The sequence below is a fragment of the Neobacillus sp. BF23-41 genome (genome assembly GCF_041106275.1).
The window spans coordinates 1-19,287 of sequence record NZ_JBGBPR010000045.1 but is presented as its reverse complement, the minus strand read 5'-3'; the positions used below and the strand labels follow the sequence as shown (position 1 = coordinate 19,287).

The window sequence follows — 19,287 nt, the reverse complement described above, 5'->3', positions numbered from 1 at the left end:
GGTCTACTACAATGGATTATCTGATTTTTTCCGAGACTGATGTATCAGAACAATTAAGTAAATTAACCAAAAAGAATTTGGACATTTACAAAATGTTTCATTTAAATAAGGTTCCTCATTTAACCATTGGTCCTGATGGTCAATGGCTAAATATAGTTGAGTATTGAGTAGTTTCTTCTTCAACTAAAAGGGTGCTTTACTTCAATAGTAGTAAGGCATTTTCTAATTCAAGTAACTTAGCAGGTTAGTGGAATAACACAAATGGGTGATTATGGTATAATTGGATATTGAGGGGGTGTCTAAATGAGGATAGTTCTCCAAGCATTTTTTTGCTCTTAAAACGAGCCTTTATAAACCTGATATTGCAAGTGAGTGGGATAAAATAGATACACTTCAAAATGAAGTAGCGTTTGGTATGGTCATTTCTCCTGTTCTTTCTCTATTAACATTTATAGGAGTGGCTGTTATTTGCGGAATTATTATATTTTTGTATAAAAGATTGTTGAACTCCCATGAAAATAAAAACTGAAAAAGGGCATGAAAAAATAGACCCAGAAAAACCAGTTTTTAAAAAAAGGCTGAGCCTCTTGAAGGATTGTATATAGAATTGGCCGGTAAATCGACTTGTGAAACCTTTCTACTTAAAATGAAATCAGGTAAAGCTGGCGCAACAACCAGAAAAAGGATTAATCTCCCATGAGTGCTACCCCTAAAGGGTGCGACAGTCGGTGGTACACCGTGGTCGTTGGAGTCAGACTAACGGATGGGCTCAAAGGCACTATAGTTCAAAGACCTTCTTCGCCAGCATTAAAACAGTATAGACGGTCTTAGCCATTTTCATTCTCTGTGGTGCAGCGCTGATTTTGCGCTGCATGGATGGCTAACGGGTGAGATGCTTCAATAATGAAGGTTCCCTTGTTTGTTATATAAATAAAGCAGCAGGTTTATTTAGTAACAAGGGCTTGAATTCCGTGTTAGAACTTTATTATTAGATATTTTATATAGTGGGGATAATACCAATTCAATTAAAGAAATTTTGCATGTTGACAAAAAAGGGGGCAATACAAGATGAGTGAAGCAATCAATTTACATAGAAGTGCAATAAACATGTTGATGGCGACAAGCCGGACCTTCTTTATTCCTATTAGTCATCTACCGTCAGGATTACAAGAAGCTGTTACATCTGCTTACTTATGCATGAGAGCTATTGACGAGATTGAAGACCACCCCCAACTCCAATTGGATTCCAAACATAATCTATTACATTCGATCAGCTCGCTCTTGAAAAAACCCTTCAATAATAAGGAGTTAATGGCTTTATTTCACCCATACCACTCCCTCCTACCGGAGGTTACCTTACGATTTGGAGATTGGATAAATCTTTGTCCACCGACAATTGTAGAGAATATTTCGAATGCCACATCTACTATGGCGAAGGGGATGGCAGACTGGGCTTTAAAAGAGTGGCGGATTAAGAATGAAGAAGATTTGAATGAATACACATTCTACGTTGCAGGTTTGGTTGGAGTTATGCTCTCTGATATTTGGAAGTGGTATGATGCTGTTGAAACGGACAAGGAACTATCTATAGCCTTTGGTCGTGGCTTACAGTCTATCAATATTCTTCGCAATCGTTCTGAGGATTTAGAACGCGGTGTTGATTTCTTTCCCGATGGATGGGAGTTAGAAGATATGTTTATGTACGCCCGACGTAACCTAGCATTGGCTGACGTTTATTTAGAGGATATTAAACCCGGTCCGATCCTTAATTTTTGTAAAATCCCGATAGCACTTGCTCATGGTACACTTGATGCTTTAACAGAAGGGAAGGAAAAAATGAGTAGAGCTGCCGTAACTCAAATTGTTAGTAAAGTAATAAATAGAAAATAAGATTCTACAATATATATTTTTATCTGTGTCCTTTTTATTTTGACTAACGGATAGATGGAAGAACCCCTCAAATGGAAAAACGAAAGAAACTTTTGAGGAATATTCTAAGTTAATAATTTAACAAATATCCTTTTCAATTTAAAAATTTTTCCCTTGTTAGACTAAAGGGTGCTTTCCTTAAGAAATGGCTGCCAAAAACGGTAGCCTTTTTCTTATTGAGCTAACGGAGCAGCTTAGTTGAGGAAGGAATTGTTCATTAACGTCGTATTTGACACAAATTGCGAAAAAAATGAACTGTACTATGAAGACAGTTCAATTAATAAGTATTTTATTTTTTAAGTGGGGAAATGACATTGTTATAAAAAAATCTTTCCCATTTAGCCAACAAACCGTTTCCATTTTCACCACGTTGTATTTTAATTTCGTGGTTCTTATGAAATTTTGCTATTCGTTTATTATGTTCTTTTTGCCATTGATGGAGAGCAACTTGTTTCATTTTTATTTCTCCTCTCGTTTAATACCCTAATTATATAGGTCTGGTTGAAAATTACAAAGTAAATTTTGACTTAAACTGTGTAACAGCGAAATGGAGCCCAATAGGGAAAAACAGGTATTGATCCTGGACTTAAATAATATTTGGAATGTCCAATTATATAGTAATTATAAGGGGGGCTACCCATAATAGGCAGACCCCAGTTTCCAAAAAGGGGAGCAGGAAAGCCTTGTTATATGACACTATCCGTACCGGTAATAACAACAGGCATTAGATCACAACTTTCTAAGGATTTTATATATTTTATGACTTTAAAAAATTACGGGTGATTGTTTTTTGAGTCCCTAGGTAGCTATTAATAAAGGGGCTTTTACTACGCAGTTCGAACAAAATGTGTAAAAAAAGTTGCTTGTTAATTTAACCAGGTGCAAGGTATACATTGGGATAGCTGTAGTGATCCCTTTTTTATTGCACTAACGATGCAGGATAGTTGAATAAGAAGATGCATTTTATTTAGCAAAAGAGGACACGTTATATATAAGTTAATACTGAAAGGACTTATAAAATGGATAAAGTGGTTATTTGGTCTATATTTATTATTCCTTGGCTTTCTTTGATCTTTTTAGACCGTTCAGCAATTCGAAGATATATGCCTGTTGCTCTATTTGCCACAGTGCTCAACACAATATTGGCACAAATGGCTTGGACATATAACTGGTGGAAATTTAAAGAGACTCTTTTTAGCTGGGACAAAATAGCACCATTATTTACTGTATATAGCATATTCTTAGTTGGGACAATATGGATATTTTATTTTACATTTCGTAAATTTTGGATATATATTATTGTTAATTTAATAATCGATCTCTTCTACGGGATAGGTCTTACTAAAATGTTAAACAAGCTAGAGATAAGAGAAACTGGTAGTTTCTCTCCACTCATAAATCTTTTGACAATGACAATACTAGCCGTCATTCTATATCTTTATCAGTTATGGCAGGAAGATATTTATGATCAGGAAAAAGTTAAGTAAAATTCATTAGATTCCTTTTATAAAGAAGGACTTTTCTTCAACTACCGGGGTGCTTATATATAACAAAGGGTTGCGGTAAGCAGCTCTTTTTTCTTGTTCCACTAACGAAGCAGGTTAGTTGAACAATGATGTAAGTTACATGTTTGAAGCAAATGAGGACAAAAAAGAAAAACCGTTCAGTTGTCTGAACGGAGAAAGTTGAATTAGGAGTGTTAATAAATGAAATTTAAATCCCTGTTTTAACGCCAAAACCTAGTAAAATTAAGCCAGTTGATTTTTGGAATACTTTCTGGAATTTGGAGTTATTCAACCATTTTTTTGCGTAATCAATTACATAAACAAGGGTTAGAAACCACAATACAGCAAGTAAAGTAAGGATTGATGCTAACACAATCAATTGCTGATTTACATTTCCGTTCAAATCGATAAATTGAGGCATGACAGTTATATAAACTAAAACAGTCTTTGGATTAAGAACATTACTAAGTAATGCTTGCATAAAGGACTCTTTATTATGCCGACTTGAAGAATTGGTAGGTGCATTCGCTTGTGCTTGAATTTCCTCTAAAGAAAACACACTTTTAGCAAAAAAACTTTTTATACCCAAATAAATTAAGTAAGCGGCCCCCAAATATTTGATTGTACTAAAAAGAATTACAGACTTTGCAATGACAACAGATAATCCAAGAATAGCAATAAGAGTCCAAAAAGAAAGTCCCGTTACCATTCCGAGAACCGTATAACGTCCAGCTTTTGGACCATATCTGAGCGTGTTTTTCACCAGGAGCATAGTATCTGCTCCTGGTATAACAACCATCATTGCAGCAATTGAAATGTATGTTAGTAAGCTATCCATGTTGTTTCTCCCTTTCCTCTCGAATAGTGACTACCAAAGTAACTACTTATTTGAGTATATCAGAAGCATTTGGAAATAATCAACAGATTTTGATAAAATATTAGTTACTAAGGTAGCGACTAATATTATGTTGGAGGGTTTATGAAAGAAATCATTTTTGAAACATTAAAGAATCTAAATTTTACCGAATATGAAGCGAAAGCGTATCTTACCTTATTGGAGGAATCTCCATTAACTGGATATGCAGTAGCGAAAAATTCTGGTGTACCACGTTCAAGAATATATGAAGTTCTAGATAGTCTCGCCATACGAGGAGATATTCTGGTTAGTCCTGGAAACACGCCACAGTATACTCCTGTTCCTGCAAAGGAGCTAATTAAAAACCGCCGAAGGGAAGCAGAAGAGAATTTTGAACTGGCAGAAAAATCATTAGCGGAGTTCGAACGTTCTGCAAATGACCGTGAAAATATCTGGAATATCACGGGACGTAATGAAATACTCGATAAGGTAAAAGATTGTATATTATCTGCAAAAAAAAGAATTCTCTTAGAGGTTTGGAAAGAGGAATTCGAAGAATTGGAGTCTGAACTAAGGCAGGCAGCAAAAAGAGGGGTCAACGTAACAATTATTGCTTATGGGGAAATCGCCTCTGATTTTCCTAATGTTTACCTTCATTATATGGGTCATGAAATTACAGAAGAGTATGGTGGACGATGGATTGTTATTAGTGCAGATGATTCAGAAGTAGTAGCAGGTATAGTATCGCTGGGGAAAGATAGCCGTGCAGCATGGACAAGGCATGTAGGTTTAGTCATGCCAATTACAGAAGTCATGATTCATGATTTGTATCTCATGGAAATTATGGAGAAACATAGAGAACTTTTAGAGGAAAGTTTTGGGGAAAACCTCGTGAATTTACGCCATAAATTCTCAATTCACCCAGATTTTAAAAAACATTATGTAAAATAAATTTGTACTATTGTCTGTTTTATACAACATAAGAAGAACAACTTTCTTCATAGCAAATAGGCTGTTCTTGTTCAACTAACGGGTGCGATTGTTCAATTAGAGCAGTCGCTTTTCTTTTTTCACTAACGGTTCTTGGTAGATTAGATTAAGGAGAAATCATCATAAGGTTTATTTCTACGTATCTGTATTTATCTTTATGTTCGCGAATATTAATTTACAGGGATAGGTTTCATGAAATTCGGTGGTTAGGAGGGATCGAATTGGATGTAATCGGAAAAAGCGTCATACGTAAAGAGGCGTGGGATAAAGTGACGGGCCGGGCGAAATACACAGATGATTACCAATCGATCGGGATGCTTTCTTGTAAAAAGGTCATCAGTCCATATGGGCACGCTAGGATTACTTCGGTTGAAACGACTGAAGCGTTAAAAATACCTGGAGTTAGGGCGATTATCGCAGGAAAAAATTTTCCTCTCACAGGTGAGGCGATTCGCGATCGCCCACCAATTGCTGTTGATAAAGTACGTTATCACGGAGAAGTAGTTGCATTAGTTGTCGCAGATACTCCAGATCAGGCTATGAAAGCAGCCTCACTGGTTAACGTGTCCTATGAATTATTGCCTGTAGTAAATTCACCAACACAAGCCTTCCAAAGGGATGCTCCCCTCGTCCATGAACATTTAGGCGAATATAAAAAGGAGGAAGATTCAGGTCCGGATCAGGGAACAAACATCGCTCACCTTACGAAAATTAGAAAGGGCAATATGGATAAAGGATGGGCTGACAGTGAAATAACAGTAGAAGCAAGTTATTCCTTTGCGCCTTCCGACCATGCCGCAATGGAAACAAGATGTTCAACTTGTGAGATTTTACCAGATGGAACAATCAATATAACGACTTCTTCTCAGGCACCTTTTATGGTCAAAACACTTATATCTGATTACTTTGGTGAGGATATAGGGAAAATTGTGGTTCACACGCCGTTCGTTGGAGGAGCCTACGGTGGAAAGGCACCCGTTCAGCTTGAAATACTTGCCTACTTAGCATCGAAGGCTGTTGGTGGCAGACCTGTAAAGGTTTTCAATACCCGTGAAGAGGATATCATTACATCTCCATGTCACATTGGCTTGGATGCAACAGTTAAAATTGGGACCGACCGTAAAGGGAAAATTAAAGTGATGGAAATCCTTTATTTGTGGGATGGGGGTGCCTATTCCGATAAAGCGATTGATGTAACGAGATCAGGTGCAGTCGACTGTACAGGTCCCTACAATGTTGAGAATGTTTGGTGTGATTCGTACTGTATGTATACCAATCATCCTTATGCATCCCCATTTAGAGGATTTTCTCATTCCGAGCTTTCCTTTGTGATTGAAAGAACAATGGACTTACTTTCTCAAAAACTGCAGATGGATCCGCTTGAGCTCCGTTATATAAATGCCATTAGGCCGGGAAATACGACTCCGACAAGGGTTCTTTTAAATAAAAGCAATTTAGGAAACTTACCACAATGTATTGAGAGAGTAAAAGAGTTAATCAAGTGGGACGAAGATCCAATTAAAGTGATAGATGAACGTTTTGTTAGAGTAAAAGGCGTTAGCTGCAGCTGGAAAACGTCTACGATTGATACTAACGCTCCTTCAGGCGTTATATTAACATTTAATCGGGATGGAAGTATCAATTTAATGTCAGGTATTATCGAAATTGGAACAGGAACCAAAACTGTGCTTGCTCAAATACTTGCTGAGAGACTAAAAATGGATATCGATGAAATTCATGTTCGAATGGAAGTGGATACTCAGACAACGCCAGAACATTTTAAGACCGTTGCTAGTAGGGGAACATTTATGGCAGGTAGGGCTACCTTAAATGCCGCAGACGATGTGATTAAGCAATTAAAAGAAGTGGCTTCATGTGTGTTAAGAGCACCTAAGGAAGATCTTGAAGTGGCGAATAGTCGGGTGTTTTTAAGAGATGATCCATCCATTGGGCTCCATTTTAAAGAAATTGGCTATGGTTATAAGTATCCAAATGGTAACGCTATTGGTGGTCAAATCATTGGCAGAGGAAATTATATATTACGTCATTTAACTCACTTGGATCCTGAAACTGGAGCAGGCAAGCCTGGACCGGAATGGTCTGTTGCAGCATATGGTGTAGAGGTAGAATTCGATCGTAAAGATTATACTTATCGACTTGTACATGCGGCGACGGTGGTGGACGCTGGCAGGGTGATGAATAAAAAAGCAGCATTAGGTCAGGTTATGGGGGCAATGAGCATGGGGTTAGCCTTCGCTGGGAGGGAAACATTTTATTTTGATAAGTTAGGGAGGGTTTTGAATCCACAGCTTCGGACCTACCGCCCGCTCCGCTATGGAGAGAATCCTAATTACTTGGTTGATTTTGTTGAAAATCCACAGATTGATGCACCATATGGAGCTCGTGGAATAGGAGAACTAGGGTTAATGGGAATGCCTGGGGCCCTCGGGAATGCATTGTCCTTGGCCGCTGGTGTTTCGCTTCATAATCTTCCATTAATTCCAGAATTGATTTGGAAAGCAAAGGAGAATAAATAAAGTATATCCGATGGAAAGGTGTTCAGTATCATATGAAGGTCTTCATATAAAATAAAGTAAAGGGTGCTTTCCTTAAAGAACTGGCTGCCCAAAAAGCAGCCTTAGTTCAGGAAAGTTGTGAATAATATTAGCATAAAAACTCTCACATTTTTTTGTGGCGAGTTTTTGCATTTTTATATACCAATAGCTATCTCAAAAAGTTTGTCATTTAAACTTTAAATAAAAAAAAGCACATCAAAAATCAAACATTTTATCGTTCTAATAATAGAAGATATGAGGACTTCAAGCGTGTAACGGTGTTAAGGGTAAATTTCCCTATCCAGGGTGATACTACTTTTATGTGAATAATATAATTACATTGGAGGAAATTAGAATGCCAAAAATTAATAGAGTAGCCTTGATTGGAACTGGTTCTGTAGGTTCAAGTTATGCCTTTGCATTAATCAATCAAGGAATTGTCGATGAACTTATTCTAATTGACATTAATTCAGAAAAAGCTGAAGCAGATGCAACTGATATGAATCATGGGATGATAGCTGCACCACATCCTACAGATGTTAAATACGGAACATATAATGATTGCCATAACGTTGATTTAGTTGTAATTTGTGCAGGTGTTGCTCAAAAGAAAGGGGAAACACGTTTAGACCTTGTTGATAAAAACTTAAAAATCTTCAAAGGGATTGTTGACAGTGTGATGGAAAGCGGGTTTGATGGAATCTTCTTGGTTGCAACAAATCCTGTTGATATTCTTTCTTATGCTGTTTGGAAATACAGTGGGCTGCCTAAAGAAAGAGTTATCGGTTCTGGAACAATTCTTGACACAGCTCGATTACGTTACAACCTCGGACAATACTTTAATGTATCACCTAACAATGTTCATGCTTATATCATTGGAGAACATGGTGACAGTGAATTACCTGTTTATAGTACAGCCAGTGTAGCAAACACAAATATTCTTAAATTGATCGATAATAACAATGAATATTCATTTGAAGACTTAGATGCAATCTTTATTGATACAAGAGATGCAGCATACAAAATTATTGAAGGGAAAGGGGCAACATATTACGGAATAGCTATGGGGTTATTACGTATTACTAAAGCAATTTTTCGAAATGAAAATGCCATACTTCCTGTTTCAGCCTACTTAGATGGTCAATATGCTACTAAAGATGTTTACATAGGTATACCGTGTGTGGTAAATAGAGAAGGTATTCAAAGCATTATTGAACTGGAACTAAGTAATAAAGAAAAAACACTATTCAATAACAGTGTTAAAACATTGAAAGGAGAGATTCTAGCCAAATACTTTGATATACAACTTTAATAATGGAACAAGAAAAGTATGAGTTTCAAGTTACTGTATGGTAAGATCTAGCTGTTTTTTGAAAATTGAACTATAACTCCTCTTCTTCCTAATATAATTATAACATATAAAAAATGGTCAATATAGACTGTTTATTCTAATTTACTACTGCTAAAATGCAATAGAACTTGAATTAGATTTGTTGAGTGGGATAAATATATCAAAGAAACCAAAAGAAATATAATGGGTAGGAGAGATGTAGAATGAGTTCTTTGGTTCTCGGTTTTCAGGAAATGGAAAAAACACAGCTTTTGCTCGTTGGCGGAAAAGGGTTAAATTTAGGGGAATTATCAAAAATTCAAGGAATACAAGTACCAGAAGGATTTTGTGTTACAACAGTGGGATATCAAAAAGCCATCGAACAAAACGAAACGTTTCAAGCTTTGTTGGATCAACTAACAAAGCTAAAATTAGAGGACCGAGATCAGATTGGTGAAATCAGCTGGAAGATTCGACAAATCATTATGGAAGTAGAAATTCCTTCCGATGTTGTGAAAGCAGTTACTCACTATCTCTCCCAGTTTGGCGAGGAACATGCTTATGCAGTGCGTTCTAGTGCGACTGCTGAAGATTTACCACATGCCTCTTTTGCTGGTCAACAAGACACCTATTTAAATATCATCGGCAAAGAAGCAATCTTGCAGCATATCAGCAAATGTTGGGCTTCCCTATTTACGGATCGCGCGGTAATCTACCGTATGCAAAATGGATTTGACCACAGTCAAGTTTATTTATCCGTTGTTGTTCAAAGGATGGTTTTCCCACAGGCTTCAGGGATTTTATTTACCGCTGATCCAGTTACTTCCAACCGAAAGTTGCTATCAATCGATGCCAGTTTTGGACTTGGAGAAGCACTGGTCTCTGGCTTGGTATCTGCCGATTGTTATAAAGTACAGGAAGGGGAAATCGTCGATAAGAGGATAGCAACAAAAAAATTGGCTATCTATGGGCGAAAAAAAGGCGGAACAGAGACACAACAGATCGATACTGATCAGCAAAAGACTCAAACACTTACTGAACAACAAATTTTACAACTGGCACGCATCGGAAGACAGATCGAAGCTTATTTTGGTTGCCCACAAGATATCGAATGGTGTTTGGTTGATGATACATTTTATATTGTCCAGAGTCGTCCAATCACTACTTTATACCCCATCCCTGAAGCGAATGATCAAGAAAATCACGTCTATGTATCTGTTGGTCATCAACAAATGATGACCGACCCCATGAAACCATTGGGATTGTCTTTTTTCCAGTTAACAGCTAAACCACCCATGTATGCAGCTGGTGGAAGGTTGTTTGTTGATGTTACACATATGCTGGCTTCACTTGACAGCAGAAAAATGTTATTAGATGCCATGGGACAACACGATCCGCTCATGAAAGACGCACTCATTACCATAATAGAGCGAGGAGATTTCATAAAATCTTTACCAAATGATAAGCAAGAACAGAGTTCCGGTAAAAGCAATAAAAGTGTGTCGTCTGCGTATTCTCAAGCACAAATCGAAAACGACCCGACAATCGTTTCTGATTTGATTAAGAGTAGTCAAACATCCATAGAAAAGTTAAAACAAAACATCCAAACGAAATCAGGATCAGATTTATTTGATTTTATTCTAGAAGATATCCAGCAATTAAAGAAGATTTTATTTGACCCACAAAGTTCAGCTGTATTTATGGCTGCTATAAATGCTTCATCATGGATCAATGAAAAAATGAACAAGTGGTTAGGTGAAAAAAACGTAGCAGACACGCTTTCTCAATCTGTACCAAACAATATTACTTCGGAAATGGGTCTGGCGCTATTGGATGTGGCAGATGTGATTCGTCCTTATCCAGAAGTAATTGATTATTTACAACATGTAAAAGATGATAACTTTTTGGATGAACTGGTTAAGTTTGATGGTGGACAGGAAACCCATGAAGCTATCTATGCTTATCTCAACAAATACGGAATGCGATGCAGCGGAGAAATCGATATTACTAAAACTCGTTGGAGCGAAAAACCAATAACACTTGTCCCTTTGATTCTCAGTAACATCAAAAACTTTGAGCCTAATGCCGGCAATCGGAAATTTGAGCAAGGGCGACAGGAAGCTTTGAAAAAAGAACAAGAGTTATTAGATCGATTGAAGCAATTGCCGGATGGTGAACAAAAGGCCAAAGAGACAAAACGAATGATCGATCTAATCCGGAATTTCATCGGTTATCGTGAATATCCAAAATATGGCATGATTAATCGCTACTTCGTTTATAAGCAGGCGTTACTGAAGGAAGCCGAACAACTCTTACAAGCCAACGTTATTCATAAAAAAGAAGATATATACTATCTCACTTTTGAAGAACTTCACGAAGTCGTACGCACAAATAAACTGGATTACCAGATCATCAGCAAACGAAAAGATGAGGACAAATTATATGAAAAACTAAATCCCCCACGTGTTATCACGTCTGATGGTGAAATCATTGCAGGTGAGTACAAACGAGAAAATCTCCCAGCCAAAGCTTTTGTAGGTCTACCTGTTTCTTCTGGAGTTATAGAGGGAAGAGCACGTGTCATCTTAAACATGGAAGATGCTGATTTAGAAGATGGAGATATATTAGTCACCGCATTTACTGACCCTAGCTGGACACCATTGTTTGTATCCATAAAAGGCCTAGTCACCGAAGTTGGTGGACTGATGACACATGGAGCAGTTATCGCACGTGAATATGGCTTACCAGCAGTTGTTGGGGTGGAAAATGCCACCAAACTGATAAGAGACGGGCAACGAATTCGCGTGCATGGAACAGAAGGGTATATCGAAATAATGTAATTGCTGAATACCTTACAGTTATGAAGAATGATGTATAGAAATTCTTATCTTTTGTTATAGAATAATAATTTTTATGTTTGAAGGTTTTTTGTTCAACTAATGGGTGCGATACTTCAAGATGAAGGTCGCTTTTTTCTTTTTCCACAGAATATATTGTGAATTGTTGTACTTAATGTAACGTAGCAGGATAATTGAATAAGAGTATGTTTTACTTTGAATATTGATTAATGGTTAGGAAGTGGTCTGAATTTTTAATGCAATTGTTTTGTTTATTCTTGCAGGAATAGCTGAAATTGGCGGAGGTTATTTAATTTGGTTATGGTTAAGAGAAAGTAAGCCGGTTTATTGGGGAATAAGTGGAGGGATAGCATTAGCTTTATACGGTATAATAGCTACATTTCAGACCTTCCCTTCATTCGGTAGAGTTTATGCTGCGTATGGTGGAGTTTTTATTGTGCTATCTGTTTTATGGGGATGGGGCATAGATAAAAAAACACCTGATTTATATGATTGGGTGGGTGCAGGAATATGTTTAATTGGTGCTTCGGTAATCTTGTTTGCACCACGTCAATAAATTTCTTATTAAAGTAACAGTGCAAGAGTTGAAGATTAGCTGCCATAATAGTGGCTTAAAAAGTCAATATGCATTTAATTAAAATTAAACAATAGCGTCAAGCAACATAGCATCCCAAGTAAAATAAATCTTAAAGGAGATAGAGATATTATGGAATTCTGGGAATCAAGTTTTATAGAAAAACAAACGATGTGGGGATTTGAACCTACAGACTCCGCAATCTTAACAAAGGACTTTTTCCTTGAAAGGAATGTTAAGGACATACTGGTACCAGGTATTGGATATGGTAGAAATGCAAAGGTTTTTATTGACAATGGAATAAATGTTACAGGTATTGAGATTTCAAAAACAGCGATTGATTTGGCGAGGCAAAATGGGCTTGATATTAGTATTTTTCATGGTTCAGTGACTGACATGCCTTTTGATAACAAACTTTATGATGGTATATTTTGTTATGCACTTATTCACTTATTGAATAATCGTGAGAGAGATAAGTTTATTAATGATTGCTATAATCAGTTAAAGCCAAATGGATATATGATTTTTACAACTGTTTCAAAAAAAGCCCCAATGTTTGGTAAGGGCAAACAATTGGATAAAGACTATTTCGAGATAATGGAAGGCGTAAAAATGTTTTTTTATGATTCTGACTCCATAAAACAAGAATTTGGAAAATATGGACTTGTAGAGTTTTCAGAAATTGACGAGCCAAGTAAGAATATGAAAAATAAATCTCCAATAAAATTTATAATTGTAAAATGTAAGAAAGAAATATAAAGATAATCATAAAAAAATTTAAAATAGTGAATTGTTAGGAGATAGGATGTGGATATGTTAACGGCTGCTTTCCTTAAATTAAAGGAAGCCTTTTTTTATGTAACAATCGGGGCAGCATTCCTGTAATAAATGAGTGGAAAAAGAACAAGTTTGTGAATAAATCTACTTAGACTAACATAAATCTTAGTTGGGCGAATACATAAAAATGCTTCACACAGCATTTTGCTCCCCCTTGAATTTAAAGTATTCTGCTCGTTAGTACAAGAAGTGATTGTTCTTACCGAAGAATCGCCCTGTTAAATGAATACCTATACTACTCACTAAATTCTTTATATTCATCAATGTAGAAAGCTACATAACCACAATTTGAACAAACGGCTGTTCAGCCACGTGTAAAGCCTTTTGGAATTGCCAAGCATACATGGCTGAAGCACCAATGTATCTTGCTTTTCCACCCTTCACTACGTCATGTAATGCTTCCATCGTTTCTTCAATAGCGGTATTGTAATCCCAACGATGGATGATATAAAGATCGACATAATCCGTTTCCAACCTCTTAAGACTATTATCGATTTCACTCATAATTGCTTTTCGGGAAAGACCAGAACCATTTGGACCTTTATGCATTTGTCCGTGAACTTTAGTTGCTATTACAACCTCATCACGATTCGCATTTTCCTTTAGTGCTCGTCCAAGATATTCCTCACTTGTACCAAGTGAGTAAACATTTGCAGTATCAAAAAAATTAAACCCTAACTCGAGAGCTTTTTTTATAACGGGACGAGAGTTCTCTTCGTTAAGTACCCATTGGTGAAGCCATTTGTTAGCGTCCCCAAAACCCATACATCCAAGACAATATCGAGATACGTCTAATCCTGTATTACCAAGTTTCACATACTCCATTTGATTGTTCCTCTCTTGGGTTTATCAACCACGTTTATGTGACCTATTTTCAAATAATTATGTCATAAAAAATTAATAACCCCATATCACATTCCTACCAAGTTTTTTCCTAATCCTCTCAAACTCTCTTACCCGATCAATTGATTATCATTTTATATCAATTTCAAATCATAATTTATTAAACGATTCATCATCGACAGGTTCTAACCAATCCGTTTGTCCTGGTGTAATCGCTAAGTGTACAGACCAACTGTCTTTTGTTGCACCATGCCAGTGTTTTACATTTGGTGGAATATTCACGACATCTCCCATTTTGAGTAATTGAGTTGGTTTACCTTCTTCTTGAAACCAACCCTCACCACCAGTAACTAACAATACTTGACCAACCTTATATGAGTGCCAGTTATTTCGAGCTCCTGGAGCAAAGGTTACATTCCCGATTGGTGCATTTAGTGGTGTTGCATCGGTATAGACCATCTGTAAGTAAGCATCTCCAATAAAGTTTGCTTCAACTTTTTGTCCCAATGGAAAGATTGTACTATTTCTTAACTCTTCATTAGTGGTAGCGGACTCCTTTATTTAACTATGCCTTCACGAAGCCAAAATGATCTAAACTCATTTCAATTACCCGTAAATCCAATTGCAAGGGTTATGAAATCCTGCGAATAAGTGAGCATTCGAGAGATATTCGTATCAAACTGAGGGAGTTGAATAAGGATTCAATACCAAGATAGATATATTCCAACAAAAGATCAAAATGTGTTATTGTTAAATATGATTTGTCTAGGGTAGAAACATGAGAAAGGTGTGCAGAAGTGTGAACAAAAGAATATTTTTGATTTTATTTACTGTGATTTTAATATCTGTATTTGTGGGTTGCGGAAAAATCACTGAACATACTTCGTCAAAAAAAGTGCAATCCCCAACGAGCACGGCTTCAAAGACTGTTGAAGCCAATAAGAGTACATATGCCAATGACACAGAAAAACCAACGAGTGATAGTGAACCCAACAAAAATGTTCCTGCATCTAGCACTTTAAAGGCAACAGGTACAACGGACGGATTTGATTACAGCAAATATACCCTAATTGTAGTAAACGGCGGGGATATGTCAGGATATAGACAGCCGAATGTCAAAGTAGATGTCGGATTTGGAGAACGGGAATATTGGGCGTATACAAATGAATACGGTCAGCTAATTCGTGTTGAGGCGAAAAATATAACACTTCAAAATCCGAATACTGATCATGTTTTATTGTCTGGGAGATACTATTCTGATGAAGCAAATGTTCCTGGTACAGAGAGTCCAACCTTGGATAAAGGGCATGTAATTGCTGACTCGCTTGGGGGAGTATCAAACGCATATAACATTACACCTCAAGACAGCATTCTCAATAGGCACGGCGATCAAGCTTATATGGAAAAAGTGATTCGAGATGCAGGAGGTTGTACAGATTTCGTAGCAGTGATTCAATATCCAAATACTCAGACGCAAATTCCTAACCATTATAAATTCACATACAAAATTCAGGGCAGATCCATTACAGATGAATTTGACAATGTAAACCCAGATGAAGTGAACAAAAATTTAGGGAAAACGACAGGTACGAGCAGTAAGCCACCGAAAACAGACAATGTACCTGCAAACGAAACGGAAAATAGTAATGAAGATGTTAGTAAAGTGGATACCAATCATAACGGAAGTGTTACGATCGCTGAAGCCAAAGCTGCTGGCTTTAAAATGCCAATTACGCGCGATTCATGGCTCTATAAATATATGGATGATCGAGATGGTGATGGCTTAGTAGGTGAATAAATGGGGTTATGCGGGGATACTTTTCTTCTTATCGAAGTAACGGAGCAGGTTTGTTCAATAAGAAATCACAAAAGGAATGAGCATTTTACTGTGAAATAAGATTAGACTTATTAATTTTCTAATAAAAAAGTTAAGCAAAAAATCGAGGTGATGTACATTAGTAGAATTATGTTCAACAGTAAAAAATTACGGACTTATAGTTGCTTTATCATACCGATAAATAGGAATTTATCTGAAATGATTAAGTAAAAATAATGATGAGATTGAGCTTCTGACGAGGAGGGGATAACTGTGCCCAAATTATTAAATGATATTTTGTCTGGAACTAGTGACATAGCCATTGATGCTGTCAAAAATTATATCGACGAGAAAGTCAATAAATCCATTACAAAAGAAAGAAACAATGGAATTGAAATAACAACCGAAACACTTATTGAAGCAGGTATTAAAGATGCTGTTATTATTAATCTTTTGGTGAAATATTGGGGTTTACTTGATGATGAAGCTAGGGACATAGTAAGAATTATAAAAACAATCGTGTATCCATACAATGCATTAGCTTTCTACTTGAAAGAGCAAGGGTATACTTCTAAGGAAGTTAAAGATTTTATGAATGTGAATCATGTTCGTATTAAACTGAGACATAATCACGAATTATGGAAACTGCCAGACAAGTTAATGCAAAAGGTAAAGGAACATAAATAAGCAATACACATTTAGTTTAGTAAATTCCAATTTGAAGTGTAACTATTGCGCATAATTCTTATATTATGATATAGTATCTTATTTACTTCAAAAACGAGTTTGTGAAACAATGTACTTAAACTATAGGGTGCAAGAGTTAAACAAGAGATTGCTGCAGCAGCGTCTTTTTTTCTTATTGAACTTACGAAACAGGATAGTTAAATAGGGTATTTACAATTGCAAAGATGAATTATATATATCCCCAAAAAAGTATTCTTTTCTATTGATTTTAGAGGATTTTGAGTATTTTTTTAACTTGATGTGCATTTGATGCTACCTTAATATAAACAAGTGCAAAAGTTTCTAAATAAGAGGTGTAATTATGAAGTTTGATGAGTTTACAGTTGGACAGGTGTTTGAAACTAAGTCCTTCAAAATGACAAAAGCGGATATTATGAGATTTGCAGGAGAATTTGATCCTCAATATATGCATTTAGATGAGGAAAAAGCAAAGCAGGGGAGATTTGATGGAATCATCGCTTCCGGACTACATACATTAAGCATTTCAGTAAGGCTTTGGATTGAACAAGGTATCTATGGTGATGATATCATCGCTGGAACAGGGATGAATAATATGAAATTTATAAAACCGGTGTATCCTGGTGATGAAATGTATACCATCGCCGAGGTTATCGATAAGAAAGAGACGAAGAATGAATCGGGAATCATTACTGTTTTATTATCTACTTACAACGATAAAGAAGATAAAGTATTAGAAGTAGACCTGTCGGGATTGATTAAGCGATGATGTGTTGTAATTGAAAATAAGTGAAATAATCTACACAAGTCAATTACGGCTTATGGGTTGAGTATTTTCATAATTGCATTTTTGGAAAGGGTCTTATTCCATTACCGGGTGCTTTGGTTGAACAAGGGGTTGCTGCGGCAGCTCTTTTTTTCTTGTTCCACTAACGAAGCAGGTTAGTGCAATAAGAAAATGGTACAATTTGAAAAAAACACAAGAAAAAGGAGTATAAAAATAGTAAATTATAATAGGAGGAAATTTGTTTAAATTGAAAATACAGCTAACCCCACTTTTTGGGACAATTTCTGAAGAACTTGTTGGGACAAAGAACGTAGTAATTCCTAAGAAAAGAGAGTTAGTCCATTTGAAATCTCGCTACATATAAAAAATACTATCCTTTCCATCATATTACAGAAAGAATAGCGTTTTTTTCATTTTGGAGGTAATGATTTGCCCTGAGTTTCTTTATTGGTACTGTTCATTTTAGATATATACAGTTTTTTAGTATTATCTAACCCAGCATAAAAAATCTCTGAACAATCTTTGATATTTTGTTTATTAAGTTCAGATGTTAGCCATTCTTTATCTAGTCCAGCACTTGTTAAGTTTTCCTCCATTATCGTTCCATCAATGATTATATCCTTTTCAAGACCTGAACTTGTTGTTTGAATGTTCATATGATAAGGAGTAAGTGGTTTTTTATCTGATTTGGGTAATACAGATAACTGACCATCCGTTTCCATTATAGCAAATTCTACGTCCGCGACATTGAAAGCATCTTTTTCTCTTAATTTCATCTTTAATTCATTTATGGTCAATTTCATTTTCTTCATATTTTCATCCACAATGGTTCCATTTTCCACTAAAGTAATCGGTTCAGAATTGATTAGCTTCCTTAATGTGATGTTTTTCAAGCTTAAATATCCAGTGAACACAGTCAAAATGGAAAATAATATTAAGGCAGTAGTAGCTGATAGTGTTGCAAATTGCTTATCAATAATGGCATTAGCGACTATTGCGCCCATTGATACTCCCATAATAAAATCAAAAAAATTCATTTGTGAAATAAGTTTTGTGCCTATTTTTCGGGTTAAGAATAATGCTAAAACGTATATTCCAATACCTTTTAGAATTGTAATGAAGAAAACATTTCCCATATATACTACCTTTCTTTTATCTTATTATCATCTATAGATAGTAGTATTAGAAGGAAGTTAACTGGATATTCATTTATCAACCGATATTATATTTTACATAAATCAGGGAAATACAGACTAACGGAGGGAGTGCCACATGACGAATACCTTTTATCTTGTCTCGACCTTTTCAAGCCAATTCTTGATGGGCATGTGGCGGTACCCCTAAAATGAGAGTTAGCATATCTTTCATATTTCAAACAGTATCGGTAAGTTTGTGAAGGAATGTACTTAAACTACTATGAAAATTCACTTCTACAAAAATGGAAAAAAGACAATACTAAAGAAGACGCAGCTCATTCATTTTTAAAAAAAGAAGAGAGCGACAATTCATGATCTATTGTTAAAAATTGAGTTAGATTAGGATGCTTCTGGTTCTTTTATTGATACAACATAACCAAAGCTTTCCAGCCTTCGTAAGGAATGCCGAACAATAGATTGCTGTCTTTGTTTATCAAAGTAGTCTTCGCCTAAATCTACATACATTTCTTTACGGGTTAGTAGATAATAAGCGATTCTCAACATCG

The 19,287-nt window shown here is 36.0% G+C and carries 16 protein-coding genes; 11 read left to right on the top strand and 5 right to left on the bottom strand.

Annotation, left to right across the window (positions count from 1 at the left end; translation table 11 throughout):
- Positions 1 to 1,068: 1,068 nt before the first annotated feature.
- On the top strand, positions 1,069 to 1,890 hold the full coding sequence (locus AB7942_RS28730) for a squalene/phytoene synthase family protein (RefSeq protein WP_369449504.1): 822 nt from the start codon (positions 1,069 to 1,071) through the stop codon (positions 1,888 to 1,890).
- A gap of 328 nt (positions 1,891 to 2,218) precedes the next feature.
- On the opposite strand, the gene AB7942_RS28725 is transcribed toward AB7942_RS28730, so the two are convergent.
- A complete protein-coding gene (locus AB7942_RS28725; protein WP_369449503.1) occupies positions 2,219 to 2,386 on the bottom strand; it encodes a hypothetical protein in 168 nt (55 codons plus the stop codon).
- Between the two features lie 562 nt (positions 2,387 to 2,948).
- Between AB7942_RS28725 and AB7942_RS28720 the strand changes: the two genes are divergently transcribed.
- Positions 2,949 to 3,416: a hypothetical protein gene (locus AB7942_RS28720; protein ID WP_369449502.1), complete on the top strand. Its 468-nt coding sequence runs from the start codon at positions 2,949 to 2,951 to the stop codon at positions 3,414 to 3,416.
- 226 nt (positions 3,417 to 3,642) lie between these two features.
- Here AB7942_RS28720 and AB7942_RS28715 read toward each other — a convergent pair whose 3' ends face one another.
- Positions 3,643 to 4,272: a homoserine/threonine efflux transporter gene (locus tag AB7942_RS28715; RefSeq protein ID WP_088087206.1), complete on the bottom strand. Its 630-nt coding sequence runs from the start codon at positions 4,270 to 4,272 to the stop codon at positions 3,643 to 3,645.
- A 141-nt stretch (positions 4,273 to 4,413) separates the two neighbouring features.
- Between AB7942_RS28715 and AB7942_RS28710 the strand changes: the two genes are divergently transcribed.
- The 6 genes from AB7942_RS28710 (at position 4,414) to AB7942_RS28685 (ending at position 13,356) form a co-directional block, all read left to right on the top strand.
- A complete protein-coding gene (locus tag AB7942_RS28710) occupies positions 4,414 to 5,241 on the top strand; it encodes a TrmB family transcriptional regulator (RefSeq protein ID WP_369449501.1) in 828 nt (275 codons plus the stop codon).
- 260 nt (positions 5,242 to 5,501) lie between these two features.
- On the top strand, positions 5,502 to 7,817 hold the full coding sequence (locus AB7942_RS28705; RefSeq protein ID WP_369449500.1) for a xanthine dehydrogenase family protein molybdopterin-binding subunit: 2,316 nt from the start codon (positions 5,502 to 5,504) through the stop codon (positions 7,815 to 7,817).
- Positions 7,818 to 8,184: 367 nt separating this feature from the next.
- On the top strand, positions 8,185 to 9,147 hold the full coding sequence (locus tag AB7942_RS28700) for an L-lactate dehydrogenase (protein ID WP_369449506.1): 963 nt from the start codon (positions 8,185 to 8,187) through the stop codon (positions 9,145 to 9,147).
- Positions 9,148 to 9,389: 242 nt separating this feature from the next.
- Complete coding sequence (gene ppsA, locus AB7942_RS28695; protein ID WP_369449499.1) at positions 9,390 to 12,005, top strand: phosphoenolpyruvate synthase; 2,616 nt, start codon at positions 9,390 to 9,392, stop codon at positions 12,003 to 12,005.
- 247 nt (positions 12,006 to 12,252) lie between these two features.
- The gene (locus AB7942_RS28690) at positions 12,253 to 12,579 is read left to right on the top strand and encodes a YnfA family protein (protein ID WP_369449505.1); all 327 of its coding nucleotides are present in this window, start codon (positions 12,253 to 12,255) and stop codon (positions 12,577 to 12,579) included.
- A 150-nt stretch (positions 12,580 to 12,729) separates the two neighbouring features.
- On the top strand, positions 12,730 to 13,356 hold the full coding sequence (locus AB7942_RS28685) for a class I SAM-dependent methyltransferase (protein WP_369449498.1): 627 nt from the start codon (positions 12,730 to 12,732) through the stop codon (positions 13,354 to 13,356).
- A gap of 351 nt (positions 13,357 to 13,707) precedes the next feature.
- On the opposite strand, the gene AB7942_RS28680 is transcribed toward AB7942_RS28685, so the two are convergent.
- Positions 13,708 to 14,259: an aldo/keto reductase gene (locus AB7942_RS28680; protein WP_369449497.1), complete on the bottom strand. Its 552-nt coding sequence runs from the start codon at positions 14,257 to 14,259 to the stop codon at positions 13,708 to 13,710.
- A gap of 168 nt (positions 14,260 to 14,427) precedes the next feature.
- Positions 14,428 to 14,784 carry a cupin domain-containing protein gene (locus AB7942_RS28675; RefSeq protein ID WP_369449496.1) on the bottom strand — a complete coding sequence of 119 codons (357 nt, stop codon included), beginning with the start codon at positions 14,782 to 14,784 and terminating at the stop codon, positions 14,428 to 14,430.
- A gap of 271 nt (positions 14,785 to 15,055) precedes the next feature.
- Here AB7942_RS28675 and AB7942_RS28670 point away from each other — a divergent pair, with 271 nt between their 5' ends.
- The 3 genes from AB7942_RS28670 to AB7942_RS28660 all read left to right on the top strand — a co-directional run bounded on the left by AB7942_RS28670 (position 15,056) and on the right by AB7942_RS28660 (position 17,567).
- On the top strand, positions 15,056 to 16,075 hold the full coding sequence (locus tag AB7942_RS28670) for a DNA/RNA non-specific endonuclease (RefSeq protein ID WP_483310945.1): 1,020 nt from the start codon (positions 15,056 to 15,058) through the stop codon (positions 16,073 to 16,075).
- Positions 16,076 to 16,366: 291 nt separating this feature from the next.
- The gene (locus tag AB7942_RS28665) at positions 16,367 to 16,780 is read left to right on the top strand and encodes a hypothetical protein (protein ID WP_369449494.1); all 414 of its coding nucleotides are present in this window, start codon (positions 16,367 to 16,369) and stop codon (positions 16,778 to 16,780) included.
- A gap of 361 nt (positions 16,781 to 17,141) precedes the next feature.
- Complete coding sequence (locus AB7942_RS28660; protein WP_369449493.1) at positions 17,142 to 17,567, top strand: MaoC family dehydratase; 426 nt, start codon at positions 17,142 to 17,144, stop codon at positions 17,565 to 17,567.
- A gap of 428 nt (positions 17,568 to 17,995) precedes the next feature.
- Here AB7942_RS28660 and AB7942_RS28655 read toward each other — a convergent pair whose 3' ends face one another.
- A complete protein-coding gene (locus AB7942_RS28655; protein ID WP_369449492.1) occupies positions 17,996 to 18,721 on the bottom strand; it encodes a DUF421 domain-containing protein in 726 nt (241 codons plus the stop codon).
- Positions 18,722 to 19,287: the final 566 nt, after the last annotated feature.

Coding starts and splice junctions, on each gene's coding strand:
- ppsA (WP_369449499.1), top strand. CDS start 9,390: ATGAGTTCTTTGGTTCTCGGTTTTCAGGAAATGGAAAAAACACAGCTT.
- AB7942_RS28685 (WP_369449498.1), top strand. CDS start 12,730: ATGGAATTCTGGGAATCAAGTTTTATAGAAAAACAAACGATGTGGGGA.
- AB7942_RS28730 (WP_369449504.1), top strand. CDS start 1,069: ATGAGTGAAGCAATCAATTTACATAGAAGTGCAATAAACATGTTGATG.
- AB7942_RS28720 (WP_369449502.1), top strand. CDS start 2,949: ATGGATAAAGTGGTTATTTGGTCTATATTTATTATTCCTTGGCTTTCT.
- AB7942_RS28725 (WP_369449503.1), bottom strand. CDS start 2,386: ATGAAACAAGTTGCTCTCCATCAATGGCAAAAAGAACATAATAAACGA.
- AB7942_RS28680 (WP_369449497.1), bottom strand. CDS start 14,259: ATGGAGTATGTGAAACTTGGTAATACAGGATTAGACGTATCTCGATAT.
- AB7942_RS28710 (WP_369449501.1), top strand. CDS start 4,414: ATGAAAGAAATCATTTTTGAAACATTAAAGAATCTAAATTTTACCGAA.
- AB7942_RS28715 (WP_088087206.1), bottom strand. CDS start 4,272: ATGGATAGCTTACTAACATACATTTCAATTGCTGCAATGATGGTTGTT.
- AB7942_RS28670 (WP_483310945.1), top strand. CDS start 15,056: ATGAGAAAGGTGTGCAGAAGTGTGAACAAAAGAATATTTTTGATTTTA.
- AB7942_RS28655 (WP_369449492.1), bottom strand. CDS start 18,721: ATGGGAAATGTTTTCTTCATTACAATTCTAAAAGGTATTGGAATATAC.
- AB7942_RS28660 (WP_369449493.1), top strand. CDS start 17,142: ATGAAGTTTGATGAGTTTACAGTTGGACAGGTGTTTGAAACTAAGTCC.